The organism is Haematobacter massiliensis (assembly GCF_000740795.1).
In the GTDB taxonomy this organism is placed as follows: domain Bacteria; phylum Pseudomonadota; class Alphaproteobacteria; order Rhodobacterales; family Rhodobacteraceae; genus Haematobacter; species Haematobacter massiliensis.
In genome coordinates this window covers 370,973-388,543 of the sequence record NZ_JGYG01000001.1, presented here as the reverse complement: position 1 = coordinate 388,543, position 17,571 = coordinate 370,973, and the positions used below count along the sequence as shown (strand labels likewise).

16 protein-coding genes are annotated in these 17,571 nt (G+C 63.5%); 10 read left to right on the top strand and 6 right to left on the bottom strand.

What is annotated here, in order from left to right; genetic code table 11:
• Positions 1-15: 15 nt before the first annotated feature.
• Genes lpxD through CN97_RS01875 form a run of 3 tightly spaced genes read left to right on the top strand, consistent with a single transcriptional unit; the run spans position 16 to position 2,609 of the window.
• Positions 16-1,107 (top strand): UDP-3-O-(3-hydroxymyristoyl)glucosamine N-acyltransferase, encoded by a 1,092-nt coding sequence (gene lpxD / locus CN97_RS01885; RefSeq protein ID WP_035706202.1) that lies wholly within the window; start codon positions 16-18, stop codon positions 1,105-1,107.
• 27 nt (positions 1,108-1,134) lie between these two features.
• Positions 1,135-1,404, top strand: a complete 270-nt coding sequence (locus CN97_RS01880; protein WP_035706200.1) for a phosphopantetheine-binding protein — start codon at positions 1,135-1,137, stop codon at positions 1,402-1,404.
• Complete coding sequence (locus tag CN97_RS01875; RefSeq protein WP_035706197.1) at positions 1,401-2,609, top strand: beta-ketoacyl-[acyl-carrier-protein] synthase family protein; 1,209 nt, start codon at positions 1,401-1,403, stop codon at positions 2,607-2,609. Before CN97_RS01880 ends, CN97_RS01875 begins: the two co-directional genes overlap by 4 nt.
• Positions 2,610-2,666: 57 nt before the next feature.
• Here the strand turns inward: CN97_RS01875 and CN97_RS01870 are convergent, their stop codons facing one another.
• Complete coding sequence (locus CN97_RS01870) at positions 2,667-3,302, bottom strand: invasion associated locus B family protein (protein ID WP_035706193.1); 636 nt, start codon at positions 3,300-3,302, stop codon at positions 2,667-2,669.
• 359 nt (positions 3,303-3,661) lie between these two features.
• Here CN97_RS01870 and CN97_RS01865 point away from each other — a divergent pair, with 359 nt between their 5' ends.
• Complete coding sequence (locus tag CN97_RS01865) at positions 3,662-5,188, top strand: helicase HerA-like domain-containing protein (RefSeq protein WP_035706190.1); 1,527 nt, start codon at positions 3,662-3,664, stop codon at positions 5,186-5,188.
• Positions 5,189-5,195: 7 nt separating this feature from the next.
• On the opposite strand, the gene CN97_RS01860 is transcribed toward CN97_RS01865, so the two are convergent.
• The 4 genes from CN97_RS01860 to CN97_RS01845 all read right to left on the bottom strand — a co-directional run bounded on the left by CN97_RS01860 (position 5,196) and on the right by CN97_RS01845 (position 7,784).
• Positions 5,196-6,032, bottom strand: a complete 837-nt coding sequence (locus CN97_RS01860) for an arginyltransferase (protein WP_035706187.1) — start codon at positions 6,030-6,032, stop codon at positions 5,196-5,198.
• Between the two features lie 169 nt (positions 6,033-6,201).
• Entirely contained in the window at positions 6,202-6,666 is a 465-nt protein-coding gene (locus CN97_RS01855; protein WP_088217155.1) for an RDD family protein, read from the bottom strand.
• A 109-nt stretch (positions 6,667-6,775) separates the two neighbouring features.
• Positions 6,776-7,198: a DUF2852 domain-containing protein gene (locus tag CN97_RS01850; protein WP_035706951.1), complete on the bottom strand. Its 423-nt coding sequence runs from the start codon at positions 7,196-7,198 to the stop codon at positions 6,776-6,778.
• Between the two features lie 115 nt (positions 7,199-7,313).
• On the bottom strand, positions 7,314-7,784 hold the full coding sequence (locus CN97_RS01845; RefSeq protein ID WP_035706949.1) for a YbaK/EbsC family protein: 471 nt from the start codon (positions 7,782-7,784) through the stop codon (positions 7,314-7,316).
• Positions 7,785-7,876: 92 nt separating this feature from the next.
• On the opposite strand from CN97_RS01845, the gene CN97_RS01840 reads away from it, so the two are divergent.
• Together CN97_RS01840 and mazG are read left to right on the top strand one after the other, a co-directional pair.
• Positions 7,877-10,654: a [protein-PII] uridylyltransferase family protein gene (locus CN97_RS01840; protein ID WP_035706184.1), complete on the top strand. Its 2,778-nt coding sequence runs from the start codon at positions 7,877-7,879 to the stop codon at positions 10,652-10,654.
• 54 nt (positions 10,655-10,708) lie between these two features.
• A complete protein-coding gene (mazG, locus tag CN97_RS01835) occupies positions 10,709-11,533 on the top strand; it encodes a nucleoside triphosphate pyrophosphohydrolase (RefSeq protein WP_035706181.1) in 825 nt (274 codons plus the stop codon).
• A 56-nt stretch (positions 11,534-11,589) separates the two neighbouring features.
• On the opposite strand, the gene CN97_RS01830 is transcribed toward mazG, so the two are convergent.
• Positions 11,590-12,972 carry a M20/M25/M40 family metallo-hydrolase gene (locus CN97_RS01830; protein WP_035706178.1) on the bottom strand — a complete coding sequence of 461 codons (1,383 nt, stop codon included), beginning with the start codon at positions 12,970-12,972 and terminating at the stop codon, positions 11,590-11,592.
• A 97-nt stretch (positions 12,973-13,069) separates the two neighbouring features.
• Between CN97_RS01830 and CN97_RS01825 the strand changes: the two genes are divergently transcribed.
• From CN97_RS01825 to ispG, 4 genes are all read left to right on the top strand, one after another.
• Entirely contained in the window at positions 13,070-13,648 is a 579-nt protein-coding gene (locus tag CN97_RS01825) for a hypothetical protein (RefSeq protein WP_035706175.1), read from the top strand.
• 163 nt (positions 13,649-13,811) lie between these two features.
• Positions 13,812-15,035 carry a 5-aminolevulinate synthase gene (gene hemA, locus CN97_RS01820; protein ID WP_035706173.1) on the top strand — a complete coding sequence of 408 codons (1,224 nt, stop codon included), beginning with the start codon at positions 13,812-13,814 and terminating at the stop codon, positions 15,033-15,035.
• Positions 15,036-15,155: 120 nt separating this feature from the next.
• Positions 15,156-16,352, top strand: coding sequence for a helix-turn-helix domain-containing protein (locus CN97_RS01815; protein WP_035706170.1), 1,197 nt, complete (start codon positions 15,156-15,158; stop codon positions 16,350-16,352).
• Between the two features lie 50 nt (positions 16,353-16,402).
• Entirely contained in the window at positions 16,403-17,548 is a 1,146-nt protein-coding gene (gene ispG, locus CN97_RS01810; RefSeq protein WP_035706167.1) for a flavodoxin-dependent (E)-4-hydroxy-3-methylbut-2-enyl-diphosphate synthase, read from the top strand.
• Positions 17,549-17,571 lie beyond the last annotated feature (23 nt).

Here is a 17,571-nt window from a genome sequence, read left to right as displayed (position 1 = left end):
CTGGGGGACTTGCGCATGGACCATACCGTCACGGAAATCGCGGCTGCGCTGGATGCGCGGGTTGAGGGCGACGGCGAGATCCGTATCTCCGGCGTCGCAGAGCCGCAGGAGGCGCGCGCCGACCAACTCGCCGTCGCGATGGATCCGAAATACGCGGACGGTCTCGGGAAGGGTCATGCGCGGGCCGCGATACTCTGGGCGGATGCGGATTGGGAAGCACTGGGCCTGGACGCGGCGATCTTTGTTACGCGCCCGCGCTATGCAATGTCGCGGCTCACGGGCTACCTCGACCCCGGCCCAGGGATCGAGCCGGGCATCCATCCGCTAGCCTATGTTCACCCCGAGGCCGAGATCGGGCCGGACGCGGCCATCGGCCCGTTTGCCTATATCGGGCGTGGGGTGCGCATCGGCGCGCGGGCGCGGATTGCACCGCAGGTCTTTGTTGGTGAAGGCAGCACCATCGGGGATGATGCGCTGCTGCAGGCGGGCGTCCGCATCGCGCACCGGGTCACCATCGGCCACCGGTTCATCGGCAATCCGGGTTGCGTGATCGGCGGGGACGGCTTTTCCTTCGTCACGCCCGAGAAATCCGGGGTGGAGGAGGTGCGCGAGACACCCGGCCACCGGGGAGAAATCCATGCCCAGAAATGGACTCGCATCAGTTCCGTCGGCGGGGTGGAAATCGGTGACGACGTGGAGGTGGGCTGCAACGCCTGCGTCGATCGCGGCACCATTCGGGCAACGCGCGTCGGCAATGGTACGAAAATCGATAACCTCGTCCAAGTCGGTCACAATTGTCAGATAGGTGAGGATTGCTTGCTTTGCGGAATGGTGGGTGTCGCGGGATCGGTGAAGATCGGCAACCGCGTCGTGCTCGGCGGAGGCGTAGGCGTCAACGACAACATCTTTATCGGAGACGATGTGATTGCGGGCGGGGCCGCGCGGATCTTCACCAATGCCCCTGCGGGGCGCGTGCTGATGGGAACCCCGGCCGTCAAGATGGAAACGCAACTCGAGATCAACAAAGCTGTTCGTCGACTGCCCAGAATGGCCCAACAGTTCGCGGAACTTCAGAAACGGGTTTCAAAGCTGGACGGCAGCGAGTAGAAAACTCCGGCTTTCAGGAGGATGCGCATGTCTGACGATGTTCAGGATATGGTCGTCGCTATCCTTGCGGAACAGGCGGCGCTCGCGCCTTCGCAGGTCGCTCTGCACAGTTCGCCCGCTGACCTCGGTATCGATAGTCTCGGGCTGGTGGAGGCTATCTTTGCCATAGAAGAGGCGTTCGACATCTCCGTTCCCTTCAATGCGAATGATCCCGCATCGAGCGACTTCGATATCTCCTCCGTCGCTGCCGTCGTTGCTGCCGTGCGGGAGCTGGTTCGTACCCAGAAAACCGCGTGAACCGGGTCGCGATCACTGGGGCTGGGACGATCAACGCGCTCGGCCATGATGTCGCGCAGACGCTGTCGGCCTTTCGGGAGGGCCGTTCCGGGATCGGCCCGCTTTCCCTCCGGGACCGGGAGCGGTTGTCCATCCGTATCGGCGGGCAGGTGCATGACTGGGATGCCGAGACGATCTTCAACCGTCAGCAGATCGCTCTCTACGATCGCTTCACCCAGTTCACGCTGCTGGCGGCAAAGCAGGCCATTGGGCAGTCGGGGCTGGTATTCGAGGATCAGCTCTCCCACGAAGCCGGAGTTATCCTTGGCACTGCCGGGGGCGGTGTGACCACTTCGGACGAGAATTATCGCGCCGTCTACGAAGAGGGGAAGAACCGCGTTCATCCCTTCGTCGTGCCGAAGCTCATGAACAATGCCGCCGCCGCCCATGTGTCGATGGAGTGGAACCTGAAAGGTCCGTCTTTCACGGTCGCTACGGCCTGCGCATCGTCCAACCATGCAATGGGTACGGCGTTCTGGATGATCCGCTCCGGCGCGGCGCGGGTCATCGTCACGGGCGGGTCGGAATCCATGCTGTGTTTTGGCGGAATCAAGGCTTGGGAAGGGTTGCGTGTGATGTCAAACGACGCCTGCCGTCCGTTCTCTGCCAACCGCAACGGCATGGTGCAGGGAGAAGGCGCGGCTGTCTTCGTTTTTGAGGAGTATGAGCACGCGCGGCAGCGGGGCGCGGATATTCTGGCCGAAGTAATCGGCTTCTCGATGACGTCCGATGCAGCCGACATCGTCATGCCTTCAAAGCACGGAGCAGAGCGGGCCATGCTGGGCGCGCTCCGTGACGCGCGACTGAACCCGGAGGACGTTGGCTATATCAATGCTCACGGAACGGGAACGGCGGCGAATGACAAGACGGAATGCGCGGCGGTGGCGGATGTCTTTGGCCATCACGCGGATCGGCTGATGATCTCCTCCACGAAATCCATGCACGGCCATCTTATTGGCGGCACCGGAGCCGTGGAACTGCTGGCCTGCATCATGGCGCTGCGGGAGGGTATCATTGCTCCGACCATCGGTTATGAGGAGCCGGATCCGGAATGCGCGCTTGATGTGGTGCCCAATGTGGCGCGTGAGGCGCGCGTGAATGTCGTGCTTTCCAACGCCTTCGCTTTCGGCGGCATGAACGCTGTCCTGGCGTTGCGGCGGGTCTGAAATGAAACGGGCGCCACGAAGGCGCCCGCAGATCAGCAGATCACCGTCACCGGCCGATCACTGATTGTCGGCATTCGCCTTGGTCACCGCGTCGTATCCGGCGGTAAAGCCCTTCAGCGACACCTTCAGGTTTACCTTGTGATCCGGCGCGGCGACCGGGACGATGGTCATCGTCGCGGCATTGCCCCTTTTCAGCGCGTCCACCTCAGCCGAGGTGAAGCCCACCCGCGCGATGCAGCCGACAGGGGCGCACCAGCCAAACGGATAATGCTTCGCCGGGGCGCTGTCGATCTGGAAGCTGACCTGCTGAGTCAGAAGGGTTTCCAGCGGCGTGATGATCGTCGCACCTGCGGCGGCCTGCTGGCCCGGGGGCAGCGCGAAAAGGCTGAACTCAGCAACATTGTTGCCCTGCTCATCCTTCAGAAGCTGATAGAGCTGACAGGGATCCTTGCCTTCCTCTGTCTTGACGCAGCGCATCTGCCAGTCACCATGGGTCGCGGCGACATAAGGCTGGTTGACGCCGGCATTTTCTGCGCCGGTAACCAGTTGGCCGCCGGGGGCGGCTTGCTGCGCCGGAGCCGGAGCGGCCGGAGCGGGAGTTTGCGGCTGGGTCGCCGTGTCCTGCGCAAAGACGATCGCCGGGGCGAGCGCCACGGCTGCGGCAAGAACAAGGCGCTTGGGCAAGTTCGACATGAGACGTTCCGTTACTGGCTCGATCAGCGCGATCTACCACGGGCAGAGCGGCCTGTCAGGAAAAATCGGGCTGTCGGCGGGTTTCGCACGGTGTTGTTTACGAAAGAAAAGGGGCCCCCGCAGGAACCCCTTTCCTTTTCCCTGTCGGACCTCGGCCGACTTATTTGACATGAAGCTACGAATTCGGCCTGGGCCCGTCAACGGTTTCATGACGAAGAGGTGACGGATTTGAAGCATATGCATAAAATATATGCTCGATGCATAGCTGTTCCACAGAGATGAAAAGCAGGTCTTGCGACGAGTGTTGAAGTAGCGCGCGAACCCGATAGGCTGACGGACAGGCAGCAGGAGAAGCACCAATGAGCGATGCGATCTTCGTCGGGGGCGGGGGCGAGAAGCATGATCAGCCCCAGAACCTCCTTCTGAAATACGGCAACCGCCACGGGTTGATCGCGGGCGCGACGGGCACAGGCAAGACGGTCACCCTCCAGATCCTCGCCGAAGGATTTTCGGATGCGGGCATTCCCGTCATCATGGCCGATGTGAAGGGCGATCTTGCCGGCATCGCCTTTCCGGGGCGGGAGGATGCGCCGACCCATAGCGCCTTTGCCGCGCGCGCCGCGCAGATCGGTTACACCGATTTCCGTTATCGCGGCTATCCGGTGACCTTCTGGGATATCTTTGGCCGCAAGGGTCATCCCATTCGCACGACGGTGGCGGAGATGGGGCCGTTGCTGCTGTCCCGGCTGCTCGATCTTACCGAGGCGCAGGAGGGTGTGCTCAACATCGCCTTCCGTATCTCGGACGATGAAGGGCTGGCGCTGCTCGACCTGGCCGACCTGAAAGCCATGCTGCAGTTCCTGTCCGAAAATGCGGGTGAGATTTCCAGCCGCTACGGCAATGTCACTGCCGCCTCGGTGGGGGCGATCCAGCGCCGTCTGCTGGTGCTGGAGAATGAAGGCGGGACCAAACTCTTCGGAGAGCCGGCCCTTCAGCTGGCGGACCTGATGACGGTCGCGCCGGATGGCCGGGGGCAGCTCAACGTGTTGGCGGCGGATCAGCTCATGACCTCGCCGCGGCTCTATGCGACCTTCCTGCTGTGGTTGCTCTCCGAATTGTTCGAGGAACTGCCGGAGATCGGCGATCCGGACAAACCCCGGCTCGTGTTCTTCTTTGATGAGGCGCATCTGCTGTTCGATGATGCGCCCAAGGCGCTCGTGGCCAAGGTGGAGCAGGTGTCGCGCCTGATCCGCTCCAAGGGGGTCGGTGTCTATTTCATCACGCAGAACCCCGACGACGTGCCGGAGACGATCCTCGGCCAGCTTGGAAACCGGGTGCAGCACGCGCTTCGCGCCTTCACCGCCCGTGACCAAAAGGCCCTTCGCCGGGCGGCGGAGACCTATCGGCCCAATGCTCGATTCGATACGGAAAGCGCTATCAAGGAAGTCGGGACGGGTGAGGCTGTCACCTCCTTTCTGGAGGCAAAGGGCGCGCCGGGTATGGTGGAACGTACGCTGATCCGCCCGCCGGTCTCTCGCCTGGGCGCGATCACGGACGAGGAGAGGGCGGAGGTGCTGGCCGCTTCCCCGGTTGCAGGAAAATACGACCGCCTCATCGACCGGGAATCGGCGGCGGAACTCCTCGCAGCGCGTTCCGCCAAGACGGCGGAGACGACGCTGCCGGAACGGGACCGGGAGTTCAACTCGGGCCAGCGTTACGGCGGCTCGACAGGCGGGCAGGGGCGGAAGCCCTCTCCCGCCCCGCGGCGGAGCAATACCGATTCTGTCGTGGATGCCTTCGCCAAATCCTTTGCGCGCCAGCTTGGCGGACGTTCGGGGCAGGCACTGGTGCGGGGTATCCTGGGGGGCCTGTTCAAGGGGCGCTGACGCGCCCCTATCCGCGGGTTGGCCGTGTGTCAGGCAGGCTGATCTTGGCTACCTGCTCCGCGATCGGATCGACAGAGAGCGGGTGGGTATCGCTGCTGTAGTCATCGGGATCGCCGATAGGCTGCCAGCGGCCCCCGATATAGACCTCAAGCGCTCCGAAGTTCGCCTTGTAGCCCATCTTGCGGCTACCGGGCACCCAATAGCCCAGATAGACATACGGAAGACCCGCTTCCCGCGCGATCTCCACATGGTCGAGAATCACGAAAGTCCCGAGCGAATCGGAGATCCGCGCCGGTTCGTAGAAGGAGTAGACCATCGACACTCCGTCATCGAGGATGTCGGTCAGACAGACAGCGGTGAGCTTGCGGCGACGCTCGCCAGGCTCGGGGTCGGCTGAATATTCCACCAGCCTGGACCGGATCGGCGTTTCCTCGATCATCGCGGCGAATTCCAGCACGTCCATATCCGCCATGCCGCCATCCGAATGGCGACTGTCGAGATAGCGGCGGAACAGGGCGAACTGCTCCTCCGTCGCCCAAGGACTTGTGGCTTCACGCCGCAGGTCGGCGTTGCGGCGCAAGGCGCGCTTCTGGCTTTTCGACGGCGTAAAGTCGGCGACCCTGATGCGAGCGGAATAGCAGGCGGAGCATTCGGTACACGAGGGGCGGTAGAGCACGTTCTGCGAGCGACGGAAGCCCTGCTTCGACAAGGCGTCGTTCAGCCGTTCCGCCTGATCCCCCTGGAGCGCGGTGAACAACTTTCGCTCCATCCTGCCGTCCAGATAGGGGCAGGGTTGCGGGGCTGTGACATAGAACTGCGGAACGATCGGAAGCGTGTGGCGCATCTATTTGTCCATAGTCGGCTGGCTCGGCAAGCGTCAGGGGGAGGAAATGCTGGCGTCGGCATTCGCCGGTAGCTGAACTAGTTTGGTATGGGCCGTGTTCCAACGTTAACAAGGCCCCCGGCAATCGCCAAGGGCCTTCATGACCATCTTGCGACAGTCTTTTGGGTGGTCAGAAGCGCGCAGCCCTGTTTATCGCCGCCGTGCCGAGCAGCATGTCCGTAAGGCTCTGCCCTTTCGGCGTGATCATGATCGTGATGGTCGAGATGAGCTGGGGAATGCCGAAGCTCCACGATACGGTATAGCCAAGCACATGCAGAAAGGCCGTCAACGTATCGAGACGCTCACCCCTGAAGGTGCGGAATTCCAGCGAGACGAGTCGTTGCCCGATGGTCGCGGATTTACGCGTCAGCCCGATCCAGCGGTAGAAGAATGCCACCACCATATAGAGGCCCACGAGATAGAAGAGCGCCGTGAATGCGGTAAGAGGCACCAGGATCGCCGTGATGATCGTGATGAGCGCCACATCGACGCCCCAGGCGATGAAGCGTTTGACAGCCACGTCGCGGTAGAAGGCTCCTTCTGTCGCAGGATCGGGAAGCCCCCGTGCGAAGAAGGTGTCGTCGGTGCTGGTCATCGTCATCTCGTCAATGGCTCCGGTTATGGGTTGGACCCCTGGCGAGGCCCTGCGATGAAGGTCGCGGACGACCTTCATCTGGGTATTCCCGCCCGGTGGGAAAAGAGGCTCAGGCGTTCTCGTTCTGCTCGTCCTCGCGCGGGGCGCGGGCGACACGGGCGCGGTCTTCCATGAACTGGTCGAACTCGGACTTGTCCTTGGCTTCGCGCAGACGGGCGAGGAAATCCTCGAACGCTTTCTGCTCATCCTCGAGCCGGCGCAGAGTATCCGCCTTGTAGGCGTCGAACGCGGTATTACCTGAGGAGCGGAAACCATAGCGATAGGCCGCATGCTTTTCGCGGATACGCTCCCGGAAATTATCGGCGCCAGAACATCTGAACATACGTTTGCTCCATATCATGTAAGCGAGAAGGGCAAGGCCCGCAGGCCAGAACAGGATGAAACCGAGGATCATCGCGGCGATCCACGCACCCTTGCCCCGTTGGTCGAGCCAGTCCCCGGCCGCAGCGGGCCAAGCGGTGATTGCCGTCATCTTCGGGTCTCCTGTCTTGATGTGAACGCTTTTCACATTGGGAAAGATCGTCACTCTGCCCCTCCCGGTCAAGAGTAATGTAAAACTAATTTACATCTAGCAGGTCACGCTGTCGTCAGAAGACGAAATCCGCGAGCTCCGCTCCGGTGATCTGCGCCAATGTCTCCGGATGGATGGCGAAGATGTGGCGGGGTGTGCCCGCGGCTGCCCAGACCTGGCTGAACTCCATCAGGCGGGGGTCGAGAAAGCTTCGCACTGGCAGCAGATGACCGACGGGCGATACGCCGCCGATGGCGAAACCCGTCCGCTCCCGGATCAGGGCGGCATCGGCCTTGCCCAGCGGCTCACCGGCCAGAGAGGAGGCTTTCTCATCCGATACCCGGTTGCCGCCAGCCGTCAGGAACAACAGCACTTCGCCGCTTTCGTTTCCCCGGAAGATGATCGACTTGACGATCTGATCAGTTGCACATCCAGCGGCCGCAGCGGCCTGTTCGGCGGTACGCGTCTCCGCGGCCATTTCCTTGACCTCGGTTTCCACTCCGGCGGCTTCGAGGGCGGCCACCACCCGTGCGAGGCTCTTGCTCATGATGTCTCCCTTCATGTCACGCGACTATCGCGGCTCGCCTGCGCCTCCACAAGCCGGTTGACCCGGACCTGCTGCCGAAGCACCTTCGCGCCATGAGCATCGCCGACCGTATCCGCCGCTTTCCCTTGCCCTATGATCGAGATCGCGGGGCCGATGTAGCCGCTGCTTTTGCAGGACTGCCGGAACCCTTGTCCCGCCTGATCGAAGGCGCCGCGGGGTGCAGTCCCTATCTGGCGGGGCTCCTGATGCGGGAGGCCCTCTGGTTCGATACGATTGCCCATGCGGAGCCAGAGGTGGTGCTCGGCGCAGAGCTCTCTGCCGTCGAAGCCGCGGGTATTGCTGGTGGAGCCGGGCTGGCGGCGGCGTTGCGGCAAGCGAAACGGCGGGTGGCCCTGCTGGTGGCGCTCTGTGATCTCGGCGGGGTCTGGGCGCTCTCCGAAGTCACGGGTGCGCTCACGGCGCTTTCCGACCATGCGGTGCAGGCCGCGATCCGCAGCGCCGTGGCCGATGAGATCCGTCGGGGTCGCATTCCGGACGCCAAACCTGGCGACGAGGCATGGGGCGCGGGCATGTTCGTGCTCGCCATGGGCAAGACCGGGGCGGGAGAGCTCAACTATTCGTCCGATATCGACCTGATATGCCTGTTCGACGACGAACGCTTTCCGGGAGCGGAAGCGGCGGAGGCACGAACTGCCTTCATCAGAGCCACGCGACGGATGACCTCCCTGCTGTCGGACGCGACGCAGGATGGCTATGTTTTCCGTACCGACCTGCGGCTCCGCCCGGATGCCTCGGTGACGCCGGTCTGCATTTCTGCGGGAGCGGCGCTCGGATACTATGAAAGCGTAGGTCGCACCTGGGAGCGAGCGGCCCATATCAAGGCGCGCCCCTGCGCCGGAGACATCGCGGCGGGCGAGCGATATCTGGAAGCGCTTCGGCCGTTCGTCTGGCGCAAGAACCTCGATTTCGCGGCGGTGCAGGACATTCAGGAGATGCGCCAGCGCATCCGGGACCACCGGGGCCTTGGCGGCCCGCTGGCGCTGGAGGGGCGGAACCTCAAGCTCGGAACGGGCGGTATCCGGGAGATCGAGTTCTTTGCCCAGACGCGCCAGCTTATCGCCGGCGGGCGTGACCCCGACCTGCGTGTGCGCGGCACGGAAGCCGCGCTCGCCGCACTGGCCGCGAAGGGCTGGATACCAAAGACGGCGGCTGACCGGCTATGCGCGCTCTATCGCGAGCACCGGGAGGTGGAACACCGGCTCCAGATGATAAATGACGCGCAGACCCATGATCTTCCCGTCACAGCAGAGGGGTTCGACCGACTGGCCCGCTTCTGTGGATCGGGCGATACCGAAGCGTTTCGGGCGGAGATCGTAGCCCGGCTGGACGAGGTCGTGGAGCTGACAGGTGACTTCTTCACCCCCTCCGTCCCCGCGAGCGGCCCCGCCCTCAGCGCGCAGGCGCAAGCCGTCGTGGACGGCTGGCCTGCCTATCCGGCCCTCCGCTCCGCCCGCGCGCGTGAGCTTTTCGCCCGTATCCGTCCCGAGATCCTCTCCCGCATGCAGCGGGCCGCTCATCCAGAGGAGGCCCTGGGCCGGTTCGACAGCTTCCTGCGAGGGCTGCCTGCCGGAGTTCAGGTCTTCTCTCTGTTCGATGCGAACCCGACGCTGGTCGATCTGATCGTGGACATCTGTGCGACGGCCCCGCGCCTGGCGGCTTATCTTTCCCGGAATGCGACGGTGCTGGATGCGGTGATCGGCGGCAGCTTCTTCTCCCCCTGGCCGGGAGTGGCGGCGCTCCGCGCGGATCTGGTGGCGCGCGTAGGGACGGAGACCGACTATGAGCGGCAACTTGATGCCGCGCGCCGCTGGATGAAGGAGTGGCATTTCCGCATCGGGGTTCATCACCTTCGCGCACTGATCGACGCCTTTGAATCCGGGCAGCAATACGCCGAACTGGCGGAGGCGGTCGTGTCGGCGGTCTGGGAATTCGGTACGGCGGAATTTGCCCGCCGCCACGGTCCGATGCCGGGCAGGGGGGCGGTGCTGATGGGCATGGGTTCCCTCGGCGCGGGGCGGCTGAATGCGGCCTCCGATCTGGACCTTATCGTGATCTATGACGCCGCTGGGGTGGAGATGTCGGAGGGACCGAGGCCGCTCGCCGCACGCACCTATTACGCCCGGCTCACGCAGGCGCTGCTCACCGCGCATTCTGCACCGACGGCGGAGGGCCATCTCTATGAGGTGGACATGCGGCTTCGCCCGTCCGGTCGCGCAGGCCCTGTCGCCACTTCGCTCGGCGCCTTCCGCGATTATCAGCGGACGGAGGCATGGACGTGGGAGCACTTGGCCCAGACCCGCGCCCGCGTTCTGGCAGGGGGGGAGGAGCTCGCGCTGGACGTCGAGAACTTCCGCAGGGAACTTCTGGTGGAGAAGTCGGGCGGTGAGACGGTACGGGCCGATGTGCAGGCCATGCGGCTCCGCTTGCAGGAGGCCAAGCCTGGCAGCACATGGGACGGCAAGCTCGGGCGGGGGCGGCTGCAGGACATCGAACTTCTGGCCCAGACCTGCGCCCTTCTGGCGGGCGATCCGGCGCGGCGGGTGGAAACGCAGATCCTCGCCGGGCGGCGCACCGGTGTCCTGTCGCGGGAGGAGGCGGAGGCGGTGCTTGCCTCTTACCGGTTGTGCTGGCGACTGGTCGCGGCGGCGCGGTTGCTGACGGACGGACCGCTTGATCCTGCGACCGTCGGGGCTGGCGGGATGGAGTTCTTGCTGCGCGAAACCGGTGCCGAAGCGCTGGAGATGCTGGCCGCGGAGCTTCGGCTCCGTGCGGAACAGGCGGGAGCGGTTGCCGATCGCGTGCTGGGTTGAGAGGGGCTGCCGTTCTGGTTATGCCCCGGTGCATCGGCAATAGCGGAGGGCCAGATGGACCGTGATGCGAGCAACCGGCTGGTGGCGGACCCGGAAGGCGGGATGCCGCGCCTGCTGGAGATCATGCGGCGGCTCCGCGACCCGGAGACGGGCTGCGCCTGGGATCTGGAGCAGGATTTCGCCACCATCGCCCCCTACACGATAGAGGAGGCCTACGAAGTCGCCGATGCGATCGAGCGCCAGGCGTGGGGAGAATTGAAGGGCGAGCTGGGGGATCTGCTCTTTCAGTCGGTGTTTCATGCCCAGATGGCCAGGGAACGGGGACTTTTCGATTTCGGCGACGTGGTGAAAACCATCGCGGACAAGATGGTCGCCCGCCATCCGCATGTGTTCGATACGCCCGACCCGGAGAGGACGGCGGAGACCCAGACCGTCGAGTGGGAGCGCATGAAGGCCGCCGAGCGCAGCGCCCGCGCCGAGACGGGGGTGCTGGACGGCGTGGCGCTCGGGCTGCCCGCGCTGCTCCGTGCGGTGAAGCTGCAGAAGCGCGCTGCCCGGGTCGGCTTCGACTGGGCATCGGCGGAGGATGTTCTGGCGAAACTGGCTGAAGAGTCACGAGAGTTGGTAGAGGCGCGGGACGAGCTTGGCCAGCGTGAGGTGGAGGAAGAGTTCGGCGATCTGCTCTTCGTCATGGCCAATCTCGCCCGTCACCTGAAGGTAGACCCGGAAGCGGCGCTGCGGGCGGCAAATGCCAAATTCACGCGCCGCTTCGCCGCGATAGAGGCGGGACTTGCGCGCAATGGGCGCCGCCCGGAGGACGCGACATTGGAGGAGATGGAGAGTCTCTGGAACGAAGCGAAACGCCTGGAGAAACTCTGAACAGGTGGGCGAAGGTGAGAAATCACTTCACCTTCGCCGCATAAGGCTAAGGAATATCAGGTAAGAGCCGAAAGTATCCGTACCCAGCTCCTGATGCCCTTGTGATAGCTCTCAAGGTCATATTTCTCGTTCGGCGAATGGATCTGGTCGTCATCCTTGCCGAAACCGATGAGCATCGGATCGGTTTGCAGGATGTTCTGAAAGTATCCCGCAATCGGAATGGAGCCACCTGCGCCGATATAGGCGGCGGGGATTTCCCATTCGTCCGACAGCGCGCGGCGTGCCTTCTCGAAGGCAGGGTTGGAGATCTGCACCTGACTTGCGGGGGAGTTGGAGTGGTCCTTGAATTCCACCTTTACATCTGCCGGCAGGCGGGAGCGGACATAGTCCTGAAATGCTTCCACGATCTTCGCCGGATCCTGCGTGCCGACCAGACGGAAGCTGATCTTGGCCGAGGCCTTCGACGGCAGAACGGTCTTGAAACCGGCGCCCTCGTAACCGCCCGAGATGCCGTTGACCTCGCAGGTGGGGCGGGACCAGATCATCTCCAGCGGGGTCCGGTCGGTCTCGCCTGCAGGTACGGACAGGCCGACCTGCCCAAGAAAATCCGCGCTGTCAAAGGCAAGCCGCTGCCATTGGGCGCGCATTTCGTCTGACAGTTCCGGCACCCCGTCATAGAAACCGGGAAGGGTGATGCGGCCGTTTTCGTCGTGCAGCCCCGCGATGATGCCCGCCAGAACACGGATCGGGTTGATCGCGATACCCCCGAAGGAGCCAGAGTGAAGATCCTTGTCCGCGCCGGTCAGGATCACTTCCTGCCCGACCAGGCCGCGAAGCTGGGTCACGATGGCGGGCGTGTCGCCGAACATGCCGGTATCGCAGATGAGCGCGATGTCCGCCTTCAGCTCCTCCGTATTCTCCTTCATGAAGGGCACGAGGGAGGGGGAGCCGGATTCCTCCTCCCCTTCGAAGAAGATCGTCAGGCGACCCGGCAGCGTTCCCGTCACTGCTTTCCAGGCGCGGCAGGCCTCGACAAAGGTCATGAGCTGCCCCTTGTCGTCCGCCGATCCGCGCCCGCGGATGACCTTGCCTGCAGGGGTATCCTCAAGCTGCGGATCGAAGGGATCCCGGTCCCAGAGGTTCAGCGGATCAACGGGTTGCACGTCATAGTGACCGTAGAACAACACGTGCGGCCCGCTGCTCCCCGAATGGGCAACGACCATGGGATGCTTCGGGGTGGGTCGCTTGGACGCCTCGAAACCGATTGCCGTCAGTTCATCGACAAGCCAGTCCGCCGCGCGGTTGCAATCGCCCGCGAAGGCCGGGTCGGTGGAGATCGACGGGATACGCAGCAATTCCATGAGGCGGTCGAGCGAATCCGGCAACTGTGCGTCTACCCGGGCGAGCACCTCGTCCAGCTTGTCCTGATCGAGTGACATTGGAGTATCTCCTTCCGATTGCGAATGGACCCTATCAGGCATATCAGCCCTGTCCAGAGACGACCCCGGCAGAGTTCCCCAAGGATGGAGAGGGCGGATGCGGATCTGGATTATGGCGGCGGCCCTCACGCTGGTTGCCGGCGCTGCGGCAGCGGGGCCGGTGGGTGGCGCGGTCGCGAAGGGGGCGCTGTTCTCCCCGAAAGGGGCTGAGGCGACCATCGGCGCGCAACCTTTCCTGTCCTCCAGCGACATCAAGGTGCTGGAGCAGGTTGCCGCCACGCAGAAATACTACGGTGCCGTGGCCTTGTCGCCCGATGAAGGGCTGATGTCCGAAGCGACCTTCGCCGCTGCGAATTATCATGCCGTCGCGCCCGCGCGGGAAGCGGCACTGGCCGCCTGCAACGCGCGGCGCAAGAAGGGCACGAAGCCCTGCGTCATCGTGGGCGACATCCTTCCCGTGGGCTGGAAGAAGGGCCGCCCGGTGCAGCTTTCCACCGATGCAACGGCGGCGTTCGAACAGGATTACCTGCCTGCCAAAGCCCCGAAGGCGTTGGCCGGGTCATTGGAAACCGGTCACTGGGCCATTGCAACCGGAGCCGGGGCGCGCGAAAAGGCCGTTCAGGACTGTGCCGCGAAAGGCGGGGCCGAGGACTGCCGCGTGATCTTGGCGGACTGACCCTCTGCGACCAAAGTCTGGCCATGGACACGCCTCCGGCGGTTGACAGGAACCTGGGCCGGGACTTTGGTTGGACCGCGGTCCGGCGCGCGCGGATCGTTCTGAGAATAGAGACGGGCGGCCTTGGCTACCCTCACCCAAGCAAGCCGCCAGGGAGCGACGGATGAACTACGAACTGGCCCTCGACGAAGCCCTCGGTCGTCTGCATACCGAAGGCCGCTACCGGACCTTCATCGACATAGAGCGTCGGAAGGGACAGTTCCCGAAGGCGGTCTGGACGCGCCCCGACGGGTCGAAGAAGGACATCACCGTCTGGTGCGGCAATGACTATCTCGGCATGGGGGAACATGCCGTCGTGCTGGATGCGATGCATGCGGCGCTCGAAGGGGCGGGGGCGGGTTCGGGCGGCACGCGCAACATCTCCGGCTCCACGGTCTATCATCGGATGCTGGAAGCCGAACTTGCCGATCTGCACGGCAAGGAGGCGGCGCTGGTGTTCTCCTCCGCCTATGTGGCCAACGACACGACGCTTTCCACGCTTTCCACGCTTTTTCCGGGTCTGGTGATCCTGTCGGATGAGCTGAACCATGCCTCCATGATCCAGGGCATCCGCAACGCCCGGTGTGAGCGTCATGTATTCCGTCACAACGACCTCGCTCATCTGCGCGCGCTGCTGGAGAGGGTGGAGAAGGGGCGACCCGTCCTCATTGCCTTTGAATCCGTCTATTCGATGGACGGCGACTTCGGCCTGATCCGGGAGATCTGCGATCTGGCGGAGGAATTCGGCGCCCTGACCTATATAGATGAGGTCCATGCTGTCGGCATGTATGGCCCGCGGGGCGGCGGCGTGACGGAGCGTGACGGGCTCGCGCATCGGATCGACATCATCAACGGCACTCTGGGAAAGGCTTTCGGCGTCTTCGGGGGCTATATCGCGACGTCTGCGAAGATGGCCGACGCCGTGCGCTCCTATGCCCCGGGGTTCATCTTCACCACCTCACTCCCGCCCGTTGTGGCCGCAGGGGCGGCGGCTTCGGTGCGGCATCTGAAGGGCGACCAGGCGCGGCGTGATCTCCATCAGGCGAAAGCGGCGGCGCTGAAGCTGCGGCTGCGCGGGCTGGGCATGCCGGTGATGGACAACGGCTCCCATATCGTTCCGGTGCTGGTCGGCGATCCGCGGCACTGCAAGATGCTGTCGGATCATCTGCTGGAGGATTTCGGCATCTATGTCCAGCCGATCAACTTCCCCACCGTGCCACGCGGGACGGAGCGGCTGCGCTTCACGCCATCCCCGGTCCATTCCGCGTCTGACATGGATCAGCTTGTTCGTGCGATGGATGCGCTTTGGTCCCATTGCGCGCTGAATCGCGCCGAACTTTCTGCCTGAAGATGTTCCCTTAATGCAAAACCCCTTGTCCTGTGTTAAGAGATAATCAAAAGGTCGAAGTCATCCTGTGCGAGGCGAATCGACCTGGGGCAGCAGGTTTTAGGGCATGGGGCAGAGCGCATGATCGGGCGGAGGTCTTCACTCCCGGTGGGGGACGTGGGCAGACCAAAGGGTTTTGACGACTTCGATCTGAAGCTCGGCGACATCATGCGCGGAGAACGCGCGACGCTGGGCAAATCGCTGTTGGATGTTCAACGTGAGTTGCGGATCAAAGCGACATATATCGCAGCGATAGAGAATACGGACGCATCAGCGTTCGAGGCGCCGAGCTTTATCGCCGGGTATGTCCGCTCTTATGCCCGATATCTGGGAATGGACCCGGAGCAGACTTTTCAACGGTTTTGTACGGAAGCCAACTTTACCGTGGCGCATGGCATGTCGGCGGAGGCATCGAGCCTTCGCGGGCCTGTGCCGCTTCCCATTCGAAAGGCGCGCAAGGAATATCGCGATCCGCTGGCCGATCCCAATCCGAAGTTCCTTCCGCGCAAGCAGAGCTTTTTCACCCATGTGGAACCCCGGGCAGTTGGTTCTGTGCTGGTGCTGGTCGGGCTTATCGCGGGGTTGGGGTATGGCGGCTGGTCCGTGCTCCAGCAAATCCAGCGTGTGCAACTCTCGCCGGTAGATCAGTCACCGGGCGTCACGGCGGATCTGGACCCGCTGGCGGGCATCGAGCCGCTGGTGACAGCGGATTCCGCCGTGCTCGATCCGGTGCGGCCGTCGCCCGAGGCATTTGACAGGCTCTATCGCCCACAGGCGCTGGACGTCCCCGTTATTGAAAGCCGGGACGGGCCGATTGCTGCCATCGATCCCGCTACCACTGGCATTCTGGCGCAGAGCGCTCCCGTTCAGCTCGCTGAAGCCGCGCTCCCCCTGCCCATTCCTATTCAGATGCCAGAGGTCGCCCTGCCGCAGGTCGTTGCCGCAGCGGCTCCCGAAGTCGCCATCATTGCCGTGCGCCCCGCCTGGGTCCGTGTGCAAGCGTCGAATGGCACGATCATTCTCGAAAAGATTCTCGATGCGGGTGAACGGTTCCCGCTGCCGCAAAGCGAAGAACCGGCAACGCTTCGTGCCGGCAATTCGGGGGCCGTCTATTTCGCTGTGAACGGTGAGACTTATGGACCGGCCGCACCAGGCGCGCAGGTTGTCAAGAATGTGAAGCTCTCCCCTGATGCATTGAAAACCAGCTTCCAGGTTGCCGATCTTGCAAAGGATCCTGCGCTTGCCAAGGTTGTCGCCATGGCGGAGGCGACCGAGTAGTTGCCGACCTATCCCGGTGCAGCTATCTAGGGGTGCGAGAGGAGAGCAGAATGTCGCTCAACCATGTGCGCCCCTGGCGCAACATCTACCGCCGCAAATCACGTCAGATCCGCGTGGGCGCCGTCCTCGTCGGAGGGGATGCGCCAATCTCGGTGCAGACGATGACGAATACCCTGACGACCGATGTCGCCGGAACGCTCGATCAGATCAACCGTGCTGCCGCCGTCGGTGCCGACATCGTGCGCGTATCCACCCCGGATGCAGAGTCTACCGCCGCTCTGCGGGATATCGTGCGGGAAAGCCCGGTACCGATCGTTGCGGATATCCATTTCCACTACAAGCGCGCCATCGAAGCGGCGGAGGCCGGGGCTGCCTGCCTTCGCATCAACCCGGGTAACATCGGATCGGCGGAGCGGGTGCGGGAGGTGGTGAAAGCCGCCCGCGATCATGGATGTTCCATCCGCATCGGCGTGAACGCCGGGTCGCTCGAACGGCATCTTCTGGAGAAATACGGCGAACCTTGCCCGGACGCGATGGTCGAATCCGGCATGGATCACATCAAGCTCCTGCAGGACAACGACTTCCACGAATTCAAGATTTCAGTGAAGGCTTCCGACGTGTTCCTGGCCGCCGCCGCCTATCAGGCGATCGGCGAGGTGACGGATTGTCCGATACATCTCGGAATCACCGAGGCGGGTGGTCTGATGTCCGGCACGATCAAATCCGCGATCGGTCTGGGCAACCTGCTTTGGATGGGAATCGGCGATACGATCAGGGTCTCCCTCTCGGCCGATCCGGTGGAGGAGGTGAAGGTTGGCTACGAGATCCTGAAATCCCTCGGCCTGCGTCACCGGGGCGTCACGATCATCTCCTGTCCTTCGTGCGCGCGCCAAGGGTTCAACGTGATCGAGACGGTGGCAAAGCTGGAAGAGCGTCTGGCCCATGTGACCACCTCCATGTCGCTCTCCATCATTGGCTGTGTCGTGAATGGTCCCGGTGAGGCGCTGATGACCGACATCGGTTTCACCGGCGGTGGCGCCGGAAACGGCATGGTCTACATGGCAGGCAAACAGTCCCACCGCATGTCGAACGACGAAATGGTTGACCATATCGTTGAGCTTGTGGAGCAACGCGCAGCGGAGATCAGAGCGCGTGAGGATGATGAGAGCGCCGCCACGGCCACGGCCGCGGAGTAAACCGCCCGTGGTTCGGCGCTCTC